Source organism: Winogradskyella endarachnes, assembly GCF_009741275.1.
GTDB classification, from domain to species: domain Bacteria; phylum Bacteroidota; class Bacteroidia; order Flavobacteriales; family Flavobacteriaceae; genus Winogradskyella; species Winogradskyella endarachnes.
Window position 1 is genome coordinate 839,403 of sequence record NZ_WOWS01000001.1, and the last position, 17,906, is coordinate 857,308.

Annotated in this window: 11 protein-coding genes; 10 read left to right on the forward strand and 1 reads right to left on the reverse strand. The window is 30.6% G+C overall.

The features are described 5' to 3' along the window. Positions 1–113: 113 nt before the first annotated feature. From uvrA to GN138_RS03755, 10 genes are all read left to right on the forward strand, one after another. Positions 114–2,942: an excinuclease ABC subunit UvrA gene (uvrA, locus tag GN138_RS03710; RefSeq protein ID WP_157362234.1), complete on the forward strand. Its 2,829-nt coding sequence runs from the start codon at positions 114–116 to the stop codon at positions 2,940–2,942. Positions 2,943–3,070: 128 nt separating this feature from the next. After that, positions 3,071–3,757: an LOG family protein gene (locus GN138_RS03715; RefSeq protein WP_157362236.1), complete on the forward strand. Its 687-nt coding sequence runs from the start codon at positions 3,071–3,073 to the stop codon at positions 3,755–3,757. A gap of 25 nt (positions 3,758–3,782) precedes the next feature. Continuing rightward, on the forward strand, positions 3,783–5,054 hold the full coding sequence (locus GN138_RS03720; protein WP_157362238.1) for a T9SS type A sorting domain-containing protein: 1,272 nt from the start codon (positions 3,783–3,785) through the stop codon (positions 5,052–5,054). Continuing rightward, positions 5,051–7,891 carry a gluzincin family metallopeptidase gene (locus tag GN138_RS03725; protein ID WP_157362239.1) on the forward strand — a complete coding sequence of 947 codons (2,841 nt, stop codon included), beginning with the start codon at positions 5,051–5,053 and terminating at the stop codon, positions 7,889–7,891. The genes GN138_RS03720 and GN138_RS03725 overlap by 4 nt, the downstream gene beginning before the upstream one ends. A 154-nt stretch (positions 7,892–8,045) precedes the next feature. Continuing rightward, positions 8,046–10,457 (forward strand): alpha-ketoacid dehydrogenase subunit alpha/beta, encoded by a 2,412-nt coding sequence (locus tag GN138_RS03730; RefSeq protein ID WP_157362241.1) that lies wholly within the window; start codon positions 8,046–8,048, stop codon positions 10,455–10,457. Between the two features lie 216 nt (positions 10,458–10,673). Continuing rightward, a complete protein-coding gene (locus GN138_RS03735; protein WP_157362243.1) occupies positions 10,674–11,864 on the forward strand; it encodes a hypothetical protein in 1,191 nt (396 codons plus the stop codon). Positions 11,865–11,866: 2 nt separating this feature from the next. Next, positions 11,867–13,315, forward strand: coding sequence for a hypothetical protein (locus GN138_RS03740; protein WP_157362245.1), 1,449 nt, complete (start codon positions 11,867–11,869; stop codon positions 13,313–13,315). 563 nt (positions 13,316–13,878) lie between these two features. After that, positions 13,879–14,559 carry a hypothetical protein gene (locus tag GN138_RS03745; protein ID WP_157362247.1) on the forward strand — a complete coding sequence of 227 codons (681 nt, stop codon included), beginning with the start codon at positions 13,879–13,881 and terminating at the stop codon, positions 14,557–14,559. After that, on the forward strand, positions 14,546–15,607 hold the full coding sequence (locus GN138_RS03750; protein ID WP_157362249.1) for a sensor histidine kinase: 1,062 nt from the start codon (positions 14,546–14,548) through the stop codon (positions 15,605–15,607). The genes GN138_RS03745 and GN138_RS03750 overlap by 14 nt, the downstream gene beginning before the upstream one ends. Beyond that, positions 15,597–16,289, forward strand: coding sequence for a LytR/AlgR family response regulator transcription factor (locus GN138_RS03755; RefSeq protein WP_157362251.1), 693 nt, complete (start codon positions 15,597–15,599; stop codon positions 16,287–16,289). The genes GN138_RS03750 and GN138_RS03755 overlap by 11 nt, the downstream gene beginning before the upstream one ends. Before the next feature lie 391 nt (positions 16,290–16,680). On the opposite strand, the gene GN138_RS03760 is transcribed toward GN138_RS03755, so the two are convergent. Further along, a complete protein-coding gene (locus tag GN138_RS03760; protein WP_157362253.1) occupies positions 16,681–17,886 on the reverse strand; it encodes a LamG-like jellyroll fold domain-containing protein in 1,206 nt (401 codons plus the stop codon). Between the last annotated feature and the right edge of the window lie 20 nt (positions 17,887–17,906).

Genomic DNA, 17,906 nt, shown 5'->3' on the forward strand with positions numbered 1-17,906 from the left:
ATATTAGCGGTTTACTTTCTAACATTCTCTATCACAACTATAATTTGTACCTTTGCAAATCTGTTTATTAAATAAACAGAAATGCTATAAACAAAAGGAAGATTAAACAAAAGATGAACCAATTTAACGATGCTATTGAAGTAAAAGGAGCGCGCGTTCACAACCTTAAAAACATAGACGTTACCATTCCTAGAGATAAATTGGTTGTTATTACTGGTTTATCTGGCAGTGGAAAATCCTCATTAGCCTTCGATACTATTTATGCCGAAGGGCAACGTCGTTACATAGAAACATTTTCTGCCTACGCACGTCAATTTTTGGGCAGTTTAGAACGCCCAGATGTTGATAAAATTGACGGGCTTTCACCTGTAATTGCCATTGAACAAAAAACAACAAGTAAGTCGCCTCGTTCAACAGTTGGTACTATAACAGAAATTTATGATTTTTTGCGTTTACTCTATGCAAGAGCAGCAGACGCGTATAGTTACGAGACCGGAGAAAAAATGGTGAGCTATAATGATGAACAGATAAAGGATTTAATTCTAAAATCGTACAAAGACAAACGCATCAATATTTTATCGCCTGTAATTCGTTCTCGTAAAGGACATTATCGCGAATTATTTGAGCAAATTGCAAAACAAGGGTTTGTAAAAGTTAGAACAGATGGTGAGATTGTAGACCTTGAAAAAGGTATGAAGTTAGACCGTTACAAAACGCACGACATTGAGATTGTTATTGATAGATTAAAAATTGACAATGGTAAGGATAACGAAAAACGTTTAATGGATTCCATAAATACAGCCATGTATCATGGAGAAGATGTCTTAATGGTTATAGACCAAGACACCAATGAACCACGTTTTTTTAGTCGAAATTTAATGTGTCCGTCTTCTGGAATATCATACCCAAACCCAGAACCAAATAATTTCTCTTTTAATTCTCCAAAAGGTGCTTGTTCTAACTGTAATGGTATTGGCGAATTGTATGTTGTAAATGATAAGAAGATAGTACCAGACGAGACCTTATCTATTAAAAACGGAGCTCTTGCACCGCATGGACCACAAAAGAAAAGTTGGATTTTTAAACAATTTGAAACCATAGCACAACGTTTTGAGTTTTCTTTAAACGATGAGTGGAAAGATATACCTGAAGATGCTAAACAAATTATTTTGTACGGTGGAAAAGATAAATTTTCAGTTGAGAGTAAACTTTTAGGTGTTACCAGAGATTATAAAATAGATTTTGAAGGTGTTGCTAATTTTATAGAAAGTCAGTACAATTCAGACTCCACCTCTTTAGTCCGTTGGGCCAAAGAATATATGGATAAAGTAGAATGTCCTGTATGCGAAGGCTCTCGCTTACGTAAAGAATCGCTCTACTTTAAAGTAGATGGCAAAAGCATTGCAGACTTAGTACATATGGATGTTGTAGAATTAGGACTTTGGTTAGAGAACTTAACGGAACGTCTTAGCAAAAAGCAGCAAAAAATTTCATCAGAGATAATAAAAGAAATAACAAGTAGAGTACAATTTTTATTAGATGTTGGTCTTACGTACTTATCTTTAAACCGCAGCTCTAAATCACTTTCTGGCGGTGAAGCTCAGCGCATTCGTTTAGCTACACAAATTGGGTCGCAATTGGTTGGTGTGCTCTATATTTTAGACGAACCGAGCATTGGGTTACATCAGCGAGACAACGAAAAACTAATTAACTCTCTAGTCTCACTTAGAGACGTTGGTAATTCTGTAATTGTTGTTGAGCATGACAAGGATATGATTGAGCGAGCAGACCATGTTATAGACATTGGCCCTTTTGCTGGCAAACATGGAGGCGAAATTATTAGTGAGGGCACACCAAAAGAATTACGAGAACAACATACCTTAACTGCAGCTTATCTTAATGGCGAAAAAGAAATTGAAATCCCTAAAACCAGAAGAAAAGGTAATGGCAAAAAATTAGTTTTAAAAGGGTGTACAGGAAATAATTTAAAAAATATAGATGTTGAATTTCCGTTAGGCAAAATGATTGGTATAACAGGCGTTTCTGGTAGTGGAAAATCTACCTTAATTAATGAAACCCTCTACCCTATTCTTAACGCACACTATTTTAAAGGTGTAAAGAAACCAATGCCTTACAAGAGTATAAAAGGATTAGAGCATTTAGATAAGGTCATTGATATTAACCAATCACCAATTGGCCGAACACCACGTAGTAATCCTGCAACATATACCAAAACCTTTGATGAAATAAGAAGCTTATTTTCTAAAATACCAGAAGCTATGATACGTGGTTACAAACCTGGTCGATTTAGTTTTAATGTAAAAGGTGGACGTTGCGAAACCTGCCAAGGCGCAGGATTACGAGTTATTGAAATGAACTTCTTACCAGATGTTTATGTAGAATGCGAAACCTGCCAAGGCAAACGTTTTAATAGAGAAACCTTAGAAATTAGATACAAAGGTAAATCTATTAGTGACGTATTGAATATGACCATTGAAGAAGCTGTTGGTTTCTTTGAGCACATTCCTAAGATTCACAGAAAACTAAAAACAATAAAAGATGTAGGCCTAGGCTATATTACGTTAGGTCAACAAAGTACAACACTATCTGGTGGTGAAGCACAACGAATTAAATTAGCCACAGAATTAAGCAAAAGAGATACTGGCAATACATTTTATATTTTAGACGAACCTACAACAGGCTTACACTTTGAAGACATTAGAGTACTTATGAAAGTGCTTAACAAATTAGCCGACAAAGGTAATACGGTTTTAATTATTGAACACAATTTAGATGTTATTAAAACCGTAGATTACATTATAGATATTGGTTACGAAGGCGGAAAAGGTGGCGGAAACGTTGTTGCAAAAGGTACACCAGAACAAATTATAAAAGATAAAAAGAGTTACACGGCTAAATTTTTAAAGAAAGAAATGAATTAAAACTATATTAAAAACTAAAATATACATTTCTTTTTTTAACTAAATTCGCAAGTCGCAAAAAAACAAATCATTACCGTTATAACCAAAAACGGTAGCCAAACAAAATAAATAAAATTAAGACATACTAAATGAGAAACGCAATTAAAAACAAAGGTTGGAACGAAATAAAAACAAACGACTCATGGGCTATTTTTAAAATCATGGGAGAGTTTGTAAATGGATACGAAAAACTAAGTAAAATTGGACCATGCGTCTCTATTTTCGGTTCAGCTAGAACAAAGCCAGACCATAAATATTACAAATTAGCAGAAGACGTTGCTAAAAAAATTGTAGATCAAGGTTATGGCGTTATTACAGGAGGTGGACCTGGTATAATGGAAGCTGGTAACAAAGGTGCTCATATTGCTGGCGGAACCTCTGTTGGTTTAAATATAGATTTACCTTTTGAACAACATGACAATCCTTATATAGACAATGATAAAAGTTTAGATTTTGACTATTTCTTTGTTAGAAAGGTAATGTTTGTAAAATACTCGCAAGGATTTGTAGTAATGCCAGGAGGATTTGGAACATTAGATGAATTGTTTGAAGCTATAACCCTTATACAAACGCATAAAATTGAAACCTTTCCAATTATTTTAGTTGGTAAAGAATTTTGGGGTGGACTAATGGACTGGATAAAATCTACCTTACTTGGAGCAGGAAATATTAGCGAAAAAGATTTAGACCTTATACATTTAGTTGACACTGGTGAAGAAGTTATTGAAATATTAAACAACTTTTACAAAGAGTACAACCTTAGTCCAAATTTCTAAGAAAACCTATTTTTTATTCACAGCTATGAAAAAGAAAATCTTTGGTTTTTTTACACTAATGTCACTTTCCCTTTCAATTGTTTCTGCACAAGAGACCTTTAAAGTAATGTTTTATAATTTATTAAATTATCCATTAGAAGACGCTGTACCTAACAGAATTAATGATTTAGCTTATATTATAAATGACTATCAACCCGATTTATTTTTAGTATGTGAGTTAAATAATCTTTCTGGTGCAATAGATGTTTTAAATGTAACTAAGTCTGAAATTAGTTCAGATTTTGAAATGGCAACTTACGTTTCCAACACTTCAGACGACAACTATGGAGACCAAAATGATTTACAAAATCTACTTTATTATGATAGTAGTAAGTTTACAATTATTCAAGAAATTATTGTTCCTACCTACTTAAGAGATTTTAATGTGTATCGATTACAATTAAACACTGTTAATCAAAATACCAATCCAGTTGAATTTTACGTAATTATTGGTCATTTAAAAGCATCTAGCGGAACAACAAATGCACAAAAACGTTTTGAGATGATAGAAGATTTGGAAATCTATCTAGATACGCTTACTAATGACACTTTTGTACTATTTAGTGGAGATTTAAATGTTTATACCTCTAGCGAAAGTGCGTTTCAAACTTTATTAAACACCAATAACAATATTACTTTTATAGATCCTGCAAACCGTGTTGGTAGTTGGCATAATAATTCTAGTTACGTAGATGTATTTACACAGTCTACCAGAACTCAAACAGGTTATGGTGGATCTACAGGTGGTTTTGATGATCGTTTTGATTTCATTCTAACTTCTGATAATATGGCAAATTCAACAGACCTTAGTTTTGTTGCCGATTCTTATCAGGTATACGGTAATAATGGATTGGTATCTTGTTGGAATAAATCTATCAATTCTTCAGACTGCGAAACCACTGGTTCACAATTTTCGTATACATTAAGAAATCATTTACACAATTTTAGTGATCATTTACCCGTTACATTATCGCTGCAAACGGATGCTACTTTTTTAAGTATAAATGAGCTTGAATCTGTCAGTAAGTTAAATTTAGAGAGCAATATTATATACGACACGTTAATCTTAAATTATAATTTCAATTACAATAATGAAACTATAGTTATATATAATAGTTTAGGTCAGCAGGTGAAAACATTTCAAACCAACGGCGAAGTAAAACAATATCTTGATGTTTCAAGTTTACAAGACGGCCTCTATTATCTAGCCCTTTTAAACCGAAATATCAATCCATTAAAATTCATAGTTTTTAATTGAATCATGTATTAAAAATAACGGTTTTACTATTTGCCTTTAGCTTAGCCTGTTATACACAGAATGCTATAGATATTTCTGCCAATGTAATTGTAGAAACAAAAACCATTAATGTTAATCAATCAATAATTTATAAAAACGAAACTAACATAGCGCTAAATGAAATTTATTTAAGTGATTGGAATAACAGTTACTCAACTAAAACAACACCTTTAGCAAAACGTTTTGAAGAAGAGTTTAGTACTAAATTTCACTTAGCCAAAAGCGAACAACGTGGCTATACATTGGTTACTGCTATAAAAGATTCTGACTCTACCAAGTTGGACTATACGAGATTAAAAAATCATCCAGATGTTATAAACGTAAGTTTAGCTAAACCATTAAACCCTGGAGAATCTTACCACCTGCAACTTATTTACGATCTTATAATACCAGATGCAACTTTTACAGATTATGGTATAACAAAAAATGAGGACTTTCATCTTAAATACTGGTACATTACGCCAGTTATATTTGATGGTAAATGGCATTATTACAGTAATAAAAACTTAGATGATTTATTTGTACCTAAATCAGATATTACATTAAAACTAACCTATCCTAGAAATTATAAAGTAACATCAGAATTAGACTTTTTAAATTTAGAAGCTAACAACAAAAATCAAAAACAAACCCTTACCTTAACTGGTAAAGATAGATTAGACTCTTATCTTGCTATTGAAAAATTTCCTTCATTTCGTTTTATAAGAACAGACGATTTTACAATAGCTTCTAACATATATGAAAAAGAAATCACTACAACTGAAAAAGCTATCATAACTGATAAAGTCACAAGATATTTAACTAAACATCTAGGTGAATACCCTCATCAATTATTACTAGTTTCTCATATAGATTATCAAAAAAATCCGCTTTACGGAATAAATCAATTACCAGATTTTTTAAGACCATTCCCTAATGATTTTCAATATGAATTAAAACTTTTAAAAACTGCTTTAAAAAAATATATTGATAACACCTTACTCCTTAACCCTAGAAAAGACCATTGGCTAAGTGAAGGACTTCAGATTTATTTCTTAATTAAGTATGTAGAAGAAAATTATCCAGATAAAAAATTACTAGGAACTCTAGCCGATGTTTGGGGCATAAGAGCTTTTCATGCTGCAGATTTAGAATTTAACTTTCAGTACTTTTTGTACTCCATGGAAATTGCTCGAAAAAACAGAGACCAACCTATTTCTACATCTAAAGACTCACTCACAAAATTTAATGCTAATATTGCCGGAAAATACAAAGCAGGCGTTGGTCTTAATTATTTAGACCATTTTACAGACGATATTAGTTTAACTCAAAATATTACCGAATTTTTAAAATCCTATCAATTGAAATCCGTAACAATTGATGATTTTAAAAACTATATAAAATCTAAAACCAACAAAAACATAGATTGGTTTTTCACAGATTTTATAAATTCAAGAAAAAAAATTGATTTTAAAATTACAGAAGTAGAAAGCTTACAAGATTCTTTAAAAATAACCATAAAAAACAAGCGTAATAATACAATGCCTATCTCGTTATTTAAATTACAAAACGATAGTGTAATAGGGAAATTATGGGTAGAAAACATACAAGGCAAAAAAACAGTTACAATAGAAAAAGATAGTACAGAAAAATTTGTACTAGATTATGACAATGTTATACCAGAGTACAATCAAAGAGATAATTATAAAGCCGTAAATGGAGGTTTGTTAAATAACAAACCATTACAATTTAGATTATTTAAAGATGTAGAAGACCCAAATTACAATCAAATATTCTTTATGCCTCTGGTGGAATTTAATAATATTTATGATGGTTTAACATTAGGTGCTAAAGTGTATAATAAAACCACGTTGAGAAAACGATTAAACTATCGTTTTTCACCGCAATATGCTACAAAATCTAAAGCCTTAACCGGCTCTACGTCTATATTCTACACACACAATATAGAAAACCAAAATTTATACAATATAACCTATGGCATGTTTGCTGGTTATCAATCTTTTGCTGATGATGCTTTTTTTACAAGATTAAGGCCCTCAATTTCATTTGCTTTTAGAGACGATAAAAATTTTAGATCTAATGCTACAGATATTATTACTGCTAGGTTCGTAAGTATTAAAAGAGAACTTGGAGAAAATGCTACCACCATTGTAGACGAACCAGATTACGGTGTTTTTAATTTAAACTACACACACTCTAATCCTGGAATTATAAATTTTTCAAAATTTAATACCGATTTTCAGATTGCAGATAAGTTTAGTAAGCTTGCTCTTAATTTTGAGTTTAGAAAATTAACCAAAAGTAACAGAAATATAAACTTTAGATTTTATGCAGGTTTCTTTTTAGAAAACAATTCAGACCCAAGAGATGATTATTTTAGTTTTGCTTTAGATAGACCAACAGACTACATGTTTGACCTTAATTATTTAGGACGTTCTGAAGCTGCAGGCCTATTTAGTCAACAACTTATTATTGCAGAAGGAGGCTTTAAATCGCAATTAGAACCTGCCTTTGCAAATCAATGGATGACTACTGCAAATTTTAGCACATCGATTTGGAGATATATTCAAGCTTATGGTGATTTAGGATTAGTAAAAAACAAATTTGAAAACACAAAGTTTGTTTACGATTCTGGTATTAGATTAAATTTAGTAGAAGATTATTTTGAAATTTATCTACCAATTTATTCAAATTTAGGTTGGGAAATTGCACAGCCAGATTACGATAAAAGTATCCGCTTTATGTTTACTGTAGATCCTCAAGTTCTTCTAGGTCTTTTTAGAAGAAAGTGGTATTAACAAATTCCTAATCAATTGTTAATATTTTTAATTATATTGAAATATTCTTAATAAAAATACAACTTTTTAAAGAATATGATATTATTATAACTATTACCCTTATTGCATAAGAGTATTAATTTTTGTACTTTCGCGTAAAATTAGTTATTCCTGCATGAAGACAAATCCTGACACAAAAACAGAAATTACATTTGATGATTTTAAAGCGGAAGTTTTAAATGATTATAAACTTGCTGTAACCAGTAGAGAATGTAGTTTGTTAGGTCGTAGAGAAGTTTTAACAGGTAAAGCAAAATTTGGAATTTTTGGCGACGGAAAAGAAATTCCGCAAATTGCATGGGCTAAAGCTTTTGAAAACGGCGATTTTAGATCTGGTTATTACAGAGATCAAACCTTTATGATGGCTATAGGAGAACTAACCGTAGAGCAATTTTTTGCTGGTTTATATGCCAATACAGATTTAAAAGAAGAACCTATGTCTGCTGGTAGACAAATGGGTGGACACTTTGCTACGCATAGTTTAGATGAAAATGGCCATTGGAATAATCTTACACAACAAAAAAATTCTAGTTCAGATATCTCACCTACAGCAGGCCAAATGCCAAGACTTTTAGGTTTAGCACAAGCTTCTAAAATTTACAGAAAAGTAAAAGGTATAAATACTACTAATTTTTCTGTTTCGGGTAATGAAATAGCATGGGGAACTATTGGTAATGCAAGTACAAGTGAGGGTTTGTTTTTTGAGACCATTAACGCTGCTGGCGTTTTACAAGTACCAATGATTATAAGTGTATGGGATGATAATTATGGTATTTCTGTACACGCTAAACACCAAACAACAAAAGAAAATATTTCAGAAATTTTAAAAGGTTTTCAACGTACTGAAGACCATAATGGCTACGAAATATTTAGAGTTAATGGATGGAACTACCCAGAATTAATGGATACGTATCAACGTGCTGCCATTATTGCTAGAAAAGAGCATGTACCTGTAATTATACATGTACAAGAACTAACACAACCTCAAGGGCATTCAACCTCTGGCTCTCACGAAAGATATAAAGACACAAATCGTTTAAATTGGGAAGCTGAATACGACTGTAATTTGCAAATGCGTAATTGGATTGTTGCCAATAACATCTCAACAGACGACGAATTATTAGACCTAGAACGTAAAATAAAGCGCGAAGTAAGACTCGCAAAAAAAGAAGCTTGGGAAACCTTTATTAATCCAATAAAAGCAGAAGCTGCAGAGGCTCTTAAATTACTAAATCAGTTAGCCAGCACTAGTGCCAATGGTGTATTTATAAAAAAATTGGTACACGATTTAGAAGTTATAGATGAGCCGCTTAGAAGAGATATTTTATCCGCTACTCGTAAGGCACTGCGCTACGTAGTATCAGAAAATTCATCTGCAAAAACTGCACTTCAGAATTGGATAAATAATTATTTCTCAATTATACAACCAAAATATAGTTCGCATCTACATAGCCAATCTAATCTAAATGTATTACAACAATCTGAAATTAAACCAACTTATGACGACAATGCCAAAGAAGTTGATGGACGCGTTGTTTTAAGAGAAAATTTCGATGCTATTTTTACTAAATACCCAGAAAGTTTAATTTTTGGAGAAGATGCAGGATATATTGGTGATGTTAACCAAGGCTTAGAGGGTTTACAAAAAAAACATGGCGAACTTAGAGTGGCAGATACCGGAATTAGAGAAGCTACAATTATAGGTCAAGGTATTGGTATGTCTATGAGAGGTTTAAGACCTATTGCAGAAATACAATATTTAGATTATTTAATGTATGCGCTTCAAATAATGAGCGATGATTTGGCAACCGTTCAATACAGAACTAAAGGACGCCAAAAAGCACCATTAATTGTTAGAACTAGAGGCCACAGATTAGAAGGTATTTGGCACTCTGGCTCACAAATGGGAGGTATTTTAAACCTTGTAAGAGGAATTCATGTTTTAGTACCAAGAAATATGACTAAGGCTGCTGGTTTTTATAACACCTTACTTGCAAGTGATGAGCCCGCTTTAGTTGTAGAATGTTTAAATGGCTACCGATTAAAGGAAAAATTACCAAATAATATTGGTAAATTTAAAACACCAATTGGTATTGTAGAAACTATTAGAAAAGGTGACGATATCACTTTAGTATCTTACGGTTCTACTTTGAGATTGGTTGAACAAGCCGCTAAAGAACTGCAAGAAGTTGGTATTGACGCAGAAATTATTGATGTGCAGTCGTTATTACCTTTCGATTTAAATCACGACATTGTAAAGAGTATTGCCAAAACCAATAGAGTTATGGTAATTGATGAAGATGTAAAAGGAGGAGCTTCTGCATTTATCTTAGATCAAATACTAAATGAGCAAAATGCCTTTGAATATTTGGATAGCAAACCAAAAACATTAGCGGCGCAACCACACAGACCTGCTTACGGAACTGATGGTGATTATTTTTCTAAACCATCTGTAGAAGACATCTTTGAAGCTATTTATGACGTTATGCACGAACTAAATCCGTCAGATTATCCAAAATTACGTTAACAATAGGTATTTTTTTTAATTTCAATTTAACGTAAAGCCTTGTCGCTTTATAATATTAAATTGTAACTCATCAAATAACAAATCAATAACACTTTAACTTTCAATTTAAAGCTTTATTATTTAACAACAATAGTCTACACACCTGTTTATTAACTATATATTACCAAATTTAATTATTGTATTTTTAAAACATTAAAAAATCAAAAAACGTATATAATGAAAAATTATTTCCTACTAACATTTATTGCATTAATGATATTCACTTTAGGGCATTCGCAAAGGGCAATGTTTGAGCAAGTAAGATACTTTGATGTAAAAACACCCAAAAACCCACTAGACGCATCTATTAATGCGTACAAAGTTGTAGTTGAAACTCCTTATACGTTAACTGAAGAAGATGTAAAGACACAATCATTAAAAGATTTTGAAGAAGAAAAATCAAATTATTCAAATGTTTTAAAAGAGAGCGAAGCAGAATACCAAGAAAAATTAGCTAGTTACGATGATGACGTAAAAAAAGCAGAAGAACGTTATGATAAAGAAATGAAAGATTTTAAAGAATTATCTTTAATAGAACGCTTAGCCTTAACTGACCAAGGCAAAAAACCAAAACTAGTGGTACCTGCTAAACCTAAATATATAGAACCAAGAGAGCCTGTTTATAGAGATCCTAACTTAAACGACTATCTTATTTTTGACAACCAAGTATTAGCTGACGGTATTACACTTTCTGGTTATGAACGTGGCGAAGGCGTGCTTTTTGCTATAGATATTAGCAAAATGGAATTTCAAACAAATGGCGGACAGACATTTTACAGCCAACCTTCTAAACTAACCGTATTAAATGGTGCAACCGTAATAGATGAAAAAACATTTGATGAAGAATTTAAATTTTTAACGTCATCTTCTAGTAACACTATTAACCTAGACCGTTATGAAAAAAACAATGTTAATAAAATAATGGAAGAAATTAATGATTATATTAATAGTCAATTTGGTTTTGTACCAGTTGCCGCGACTATAAAAATTGAATACCCTAAAAACAAAAAACGAGATTATGACATTTTAGAAAATGCCAAAATAAAGGCAGTTTCTGCCTATAGAAAATTAAAAGAAGATACTAGCTCTGAATTAAGAGAAAAAGTACGTTCTGACCTTAATAATGTTAGAGACATCTGGTTTTCAGAACTAAATAAAATAGATTACAAAGATAAAAAAGCAGTAATGAACAAAGACATTGCTAAAATAATTTTCTTTAATTTAATGAAAGTAGATATCAGTTTAAAGGACAAAGCAAAAGCAGAAGAAACATTAAATCTAATGCAAGAAAAACGTATTGATTTAGACTTAAGCTACGATGAAAAAGGTAGATTTACTAGATTAGAAGAACAAATATACAACCTGTAATTATGAAAGCTTACATTATTGCAATAGCCACTTTTTTAACTTTTTCATTTGGGTTTTCTCAAACCTTTAAAACAGAACATGGTAAATCGTTTAAAAAAGAAAGTGAAAAAGATATTTATAATATTGTTTTTCCGTCACCATATGGTTTTATGACATTGCATCACTTAGATAATGTAATGATGGATAATATTAAAGCCATGGTATTAACCAAGTACGACCAAACTTTTCAAGCTATAGATAGCAAAACCTTCAATTTACCAAAATTAGGGTTACGTGCTTCTGATTTAAGAAGGGTTATAGAAACTGATGATCAATTACTATTTTTATCTACTGTAATGGATAAAAAATCTAAATTACATCAGTTGAATGCCCAAGTTTATACCCAAGCAGATAATTCTGTTAGTGACAACACTATTATAGCCTCTTTTGATATTGAGGGCTATTCTAAATCTGGTTTTTTTAATATTGCAACTTCTCCTGATCAATCTAAAATTGCTATTGTTGCTAACTTACCTTTTGAAAAAAAATCTAATGAAAAAGTAAAGATTTGGGTCTATGACACCAGTTTAAACCTCCTATGGAATCAAAGTGAAACTCTAAACTATAGTAGTGAAAGAGCCTATAACGAAGAAGTATTTGTAGATAATACCGGTAAGGTATCAATGGTTAAAGTTACAGATGAATATAAGAAGACCAGAAAATCGGAAATCTTAAACTTTAACGGAAATAGTGTAGAAACTATAGAATTTTCCTCAGATGGTTTTATGCCAATGTCGACAGAATTAATTGACGTTAATGGCAAATCAATGCTAACTGGTTTTTATTGGAATGGAAAAAAAGCAATTATAAAAATAAATGAAAAAGAAGGCCAAGATAATGATGGGGCTTACCTATACGATTTAAATTTAAACAAATTAATAGGCATACACCAATGGAGCTCAACTATAAACTCAGAAGATTTAAAAAGCTTGGCTATTGTAGATACTAAAGTTATTGGTGATGAAATTTATGTGTTTGGTGAAAAACAATTAACTGATAGTGCATTTAGAAAATCAGGCAATTCCATGTCTACAGAATTAGACTATTTCTATACTTATGGGTCTAGTATTATTGTTAATATGGATACTAAAGGAACATTGAAAGGATTCACACCTTTATTTAAAGAAATGAAATTAAAAAACCATCAAAAAGAAATTGGATCATTTACCGCTTTAAATTTAGAAAATGGAATTAGAGTATTATCTAATTATAACGATAGATCATCTTTAAATTCGTTTTACACAGACAATAATATTACATACTTAAAACCAAAAGTAAGATTAACAGACCACAGTATACCAACAACACCAAATATTTTACCCAAAACAGTAGTCCCAGTAAAAAATTATGGTATCGTGTACTACATTACCAAATTAGGTGACCAATATTGGCTAAATAAAATGACTTGGTAAAACACAACGAATACAATATTTGATAAATGTAAATGGCAATCTTCTAAGATTGCCATTTTTATATTAAACCATAAATATTACGTTAAATTAATTTTTAAAGTTATCCTTTATGTAAAAAAATTAAATAATAAAAAAACTCAAAATCCCGAATTAACTTTTCAACTATTACATGTTTTGAGGATAAGTATTGGTCTTATCAATTTTTAGAATTACTCTTTAACCTACTTAAAAGTCTTACTAGCATTATTCTGAGATACTGTTGCCAAATATAAACTAGAAGCGATAGAAGGACAATATGTTTGAGCATCACCCATAATGGCAACACACAATTCTTTTCCAGATAATGAATGTATAGATACTTTTACATCAGCATCAATAATTCCATTAAAACTTAAAACTTTTAAAGGATTTTTAGATATACTTAAAAAATTAATTAGAGAAGGAATAAGCCTTCTCTTTTTTGTTATAAATTGTTTGACATTAGTTGCATTTTGTTTATCGAAATTTGTTGTGGTAAAAATTTAATATATATAGCTTAGTTGAATATTTTAAAACAATGTATTATGAAAACCAAAGGAATTATTTTAATATTAGTTGTACTATTATTTAGCTCTTGTATTGTAAAATCACTTCAACCATTCTACACAAAAGATAGCTTAAGCTTTAATGAAAAGCTATTAGGAAATTGGGTAGATAACAAAAAAGGAGAATGGAATGTCGAATCCATTAAATCTAAAATAGAAGAAGATGAAAAGAATGGTCTCAAATTATCAAAAGAAGAATTAAAAACATTTGAAATCTATAAAGAAGGCTATTACATCACCTACTTAAAAAAAGAAAAAGAAGCTGGTTTTATAGCTATGCCATTTAAAATTAAAGAGCAGTATTTTTTAGACTTTATTCCTATTGAGATTGAAGATGAAGAAATCAACAGCTTAGCAGCAGAACATCTTCTTAAAACACATTCGGTTGCAAAATTAGATACTAACTCCGAAGCAGTAGTTTCACTATCATGGTTAAGTGAAGAGCACATTAAAGATCTTTTTGAAAATCAAAAAATACGTCTAAAACATGAGAATGTTGGGTTTCAACAAGATTTATTAATAACAGCATCTTCTGAAGAATTACAATCATTTTTAAAAAAATGTGTTGAAGCAGATTTATTTAATGAAATTAGCAATAAAGATAAAACATGGAAATCAGCAGATAAATTAAATTTAATAAAAGCTAATGCAAAGCCTTAATTTAAATTTACTTATAAAGAAAACAAATTACCACAGACCAATTATTTTTAATGGTGTTCTGTGGGTTTTGGCATTTATAATTTTACTCTTTGTTTTTTCAAAAGGAAAAGCACCAATTAAAATAGACTACATTTATACTACCGTATTTATAATATTGTTGGCTATACCTGTTAGTATTAATTTCTATATTTATATTCCTCAATTATTAAAACAAGAAAAATACGGTTTTTACATTTTAAGTTTTGTTATAAACCTATTAATTTTTGCCTTTTTAAGTTCATGGCTTTTACATCCTATATTAGACACTATATTTCCGAGTTACTTTTTTATTTCCTATCTCTCAAAACCTAATATTTTATTAGTTTTTATTATTTTTTTAGTGCTCACAACATTATTAAAACTAGCAGAAGATTGGTTTTACTTTAATACTAATGAGAACAAAATATTACGTCTAAAAAATCAGCAAATAGAGACTCAATTAACTACTTTAAGAGCTCAACTAAACCCGCACTTTTTATTTAATTCTTTAAATGTTATTTATGCTTTAGCATTAGAAAAGAAAGACGGTGTAACAAATGCTATTGTACAACTTTCTGATGTTTTGAGGTATGTTATTTACGATTCGGACACAGAACGTGTTTCTATAAAAGATGAAATTAGTTTACTTAAAAATTATATTGCATTTCATAATCATCGCGTAGAAACTCTAAACACAACCCATTTTGAAATTGATATAGAAGAAGAATCCTTTAAAATCTATCCTATGTTATTATTACCGTTATTGGAAAACAGCTTCAAACATGGAGTCATTGCTGGCCAAACTAATACACCTATTAAAATTAAGCTACACCAAAATGATAAACAATTTAAATTTAATATAAGTAATGCTAACTTAAATACAAAAAATCAACTTGAAGAAAAATATTCAGGTGTTGGCATAGAAAACCTAAAAAACAATCTGAAATTAGTATATCCAAATCAACATCAGTTTGAAGTTAACGAAACAAAAGATACTTTTGAAGTAACATTAATAATCAATGAAGGTTAACCAACTAATAACATGTTTAATAATTGACGATGAAGTTTCATCACAGCGGGTACTTCAACATTTTATAGAAAAAACAGATGTCTTGGATTTAAAAGCAACATGCAACAATGCAATTGAAGCCCTTAAATATTTAGAACTTAATAATGATATAAATTTGCTTTTTTTAGATATAAATATGCCTCAACAATCTGGATTAAATTTTTATAAAGCACTTAAAAACCCACCTAAAGTTATTTTTACAACTGCTTATCCTCAATATGCGGTTGATGGTTTTGAGGTTAATGCTATAGATTATTTATTAAAACCCATATCATACCAACGCTTTTTGGCGGCTATTAAGAAGATTTCAATTACTAATAGTAACGTTAATAGGGAAGATGATTTTATCATTATAAAAGAAAATAAAGCTTTACATAGAATAGTTTTAAACGATATTCAATACATCGAAGCTTATGGAGATTATGTAAAAGTACATACTGAAATTAAAACAATTACAACTCATAGTACATTTTCTAAATTCATAGAAAGCTTACCAAATAATTTTCTAAGAATTCATAAATCTTTTAGTATTAACCTTAATAAAATGAATCAACTTTCTGGCAATCAAATCACAATCGACACACACACCATCCCAATTGGTCAAACCTATAAAAAAACAGTTCTAAAAGCACTAAATTTGTAATGTAAATATTGTATTAAATATTACAATAAATAAGAGCTTAGGCATTAACCATTAGAAGATTTACTAGAATTGTGTTTACGCTGAAGGAAGCTAAAAAAAGAGAATAAAGCCCTTTTTTCTTATTAATTATTTTAATTTCAAAATTAAGATAGTTATAAAGCCAGTTTAAAATCAAACTCACTGATTTTTTTTTAAACTTCCTGTCTATTGAAAAACACCCAAATTCAATTTCTAGATTAATTTTAAAAACAAAAGCAGTTTATTTAGCTGAAAACATCAGTAAATAAACTGCTTTTATTTTTTAATTTTAAATTAACCTAGCTTCTATATTTAATAGGCATTAAGATACAAATTATTAATTCTAGTTTAGGTCTATAAAAATCTTCTTTTTTTACTCTTTAATCCATTTAAAAGTCTTACTAGCATTATTTTGAGTTACCGTTACCAAATATAAACCAGAAGCTATAGACGGACTAAATGTTTGAGCATCACTCATGGTAGCGACAAACAATTCTTTTCCAGATAATGAATGTATAGATACTTTTGCATCAGTTTCAATCATTCTATTAAAACTTAAAACTTGTGAAGGATTTTTAGATATACTTAAATTATCTAATAACTGATTATTTGTTACTCCAAGAGAAGAAACAGTGATACAATCCGATTGTAAAACACATCCATTGTAAGTAATTTCTACAGAATAATCACCAACAGCCGTAGGCGTATAACTCGCGGCAGTTTCACCAGAAATAAAACTATCATTTCCACAATCTATCCAAGCGTAAGTAGCTCCAGATTGTTGTGCTGTAAGAACACCATTACTCTCCGTTACCGAAGTATCTACAGCAAAACTTGCTAAAGCTGTACTACCAGAAACCCAATTAGAGGTAGCACCATTAAGAGTAAAATTATTTAGAACGCCGTCATTGCCAGCAACCAATTCTGGTAAAGTATCCACAGTAGTGTTGTCAGCACCATCCATTCCCTCGTTAAACTGATAATATGCCGTTAATCCAGCAGTAGATGGACAAATTTCACTATTCATATTTGCCATAATTTCACTTGGAGAAAGCGCTACGTTCCATATTCTTACCTCATCAATTTTTCCTAAAAATCTTATGGTACCTCCAGGTACACGCTGACCAATTCTTAAATCTGTTGATGAAGTTGTGTTAACTCCACTTAAGTTACCCGTTCCTACTTCTGCCCCATCTACATAAAGATACCCTGTACCATTATCTAAAACAAAAGCTACATGTGTCCATGTATCAGCCGTAATTATCCCTGTAGATGTAGATGATAAGTTTGCATTAGTACCTCCAGAAATAAAGCTTAACCCTCTGTTAGAATTTATCATAAATGTATTTCTCGATCCAGAACTACCAGCACCATAATCTATAATAGCCAAATTAGTACTTGGTGCATTAGAACTAAAATTTACCCAAGCTTCAAACGTTCTGTCTGAAGAACCTAAAACTCCTGCATAGGTTGTTTGAACAAAATCATTTGTTCCATCAAAATCAAGACAATTCTGGGTTTGTGAAAAAATAAAAGAGGTAAAAATTGCACCTAAAAAAGAAAGTAATTTTAATTTCATAATAAAAAAAATTTAGTTAA

Bases quoted from the DNA above. Each gene is read 5' to 3' on its own strand.
- uvrA (WP_157362234.1), top strand. From the start codon at position 114: ATGAACCAATTTAACGATGCTATTGAAGTAAAAGGAGCGCGCGTTCAC.
- GN138_RS03715 (WP_157362236.1), top strand. From the start codon at position 3,071: ATGAGAAACGCAATTAAAAACAAAGGTTGGAACGAAATAAAAACAAAC.
- GN138_RS03720 (WP_157362238.1), top strand. From the start codon at position 3,783: ATGAAAAAGAAAATCTTTGGTTTTTTTACACTAATGTCACTTTCCCTT.
- GN138_RS03730 (WP_157362241.1), top strand. From the start codon at position 8,046: ATGAAGACAAATCCTGACACAAAAACAGAAATTACATTTGATGATTTT.
- GN138_RS03735 (WP_157362243.1), top strand. From the start codon at position 10,674: ATGAAAAATTATTTCCTACTAACATTTATTGCATTAATGATATTCACT.
- GN138_RS03740 (WP_157362245.1), top strand. From the start codon at position 11,867: ATGAAAGCTTACATTATTGCAATAGCCACTTTTTTAACTTTTTCATTT.
- GN138_RS03745 (WP_157362247.1), top strand. From the start codon at position 13,879: ATGAAAACCAAAGGAATTATTTTAATATTAGTTGTACTATTATTTAGC.
- GN138_RS03750 (WP_157362249.1), top strand. From the start codon at position 14,546: ATGCAAAGCCTTAATTTAAATTTACTTATAAAGAAAACAAATTACCAC.
- GN138_RS03755 (WP_157362251.1), top strand. From the start codon at position 15,597: ATGAAGGTTAACCAACTAATAACATGTTTAATAATTGACGATGAAGTT.
- GN138_RS03760 (WP_157362253.1), bottom strand. From the start codon at position 17,886: ATGAAATTAAAATTACTTTCTTTTTTAGGTGCAATTTTTACCTCTTTT.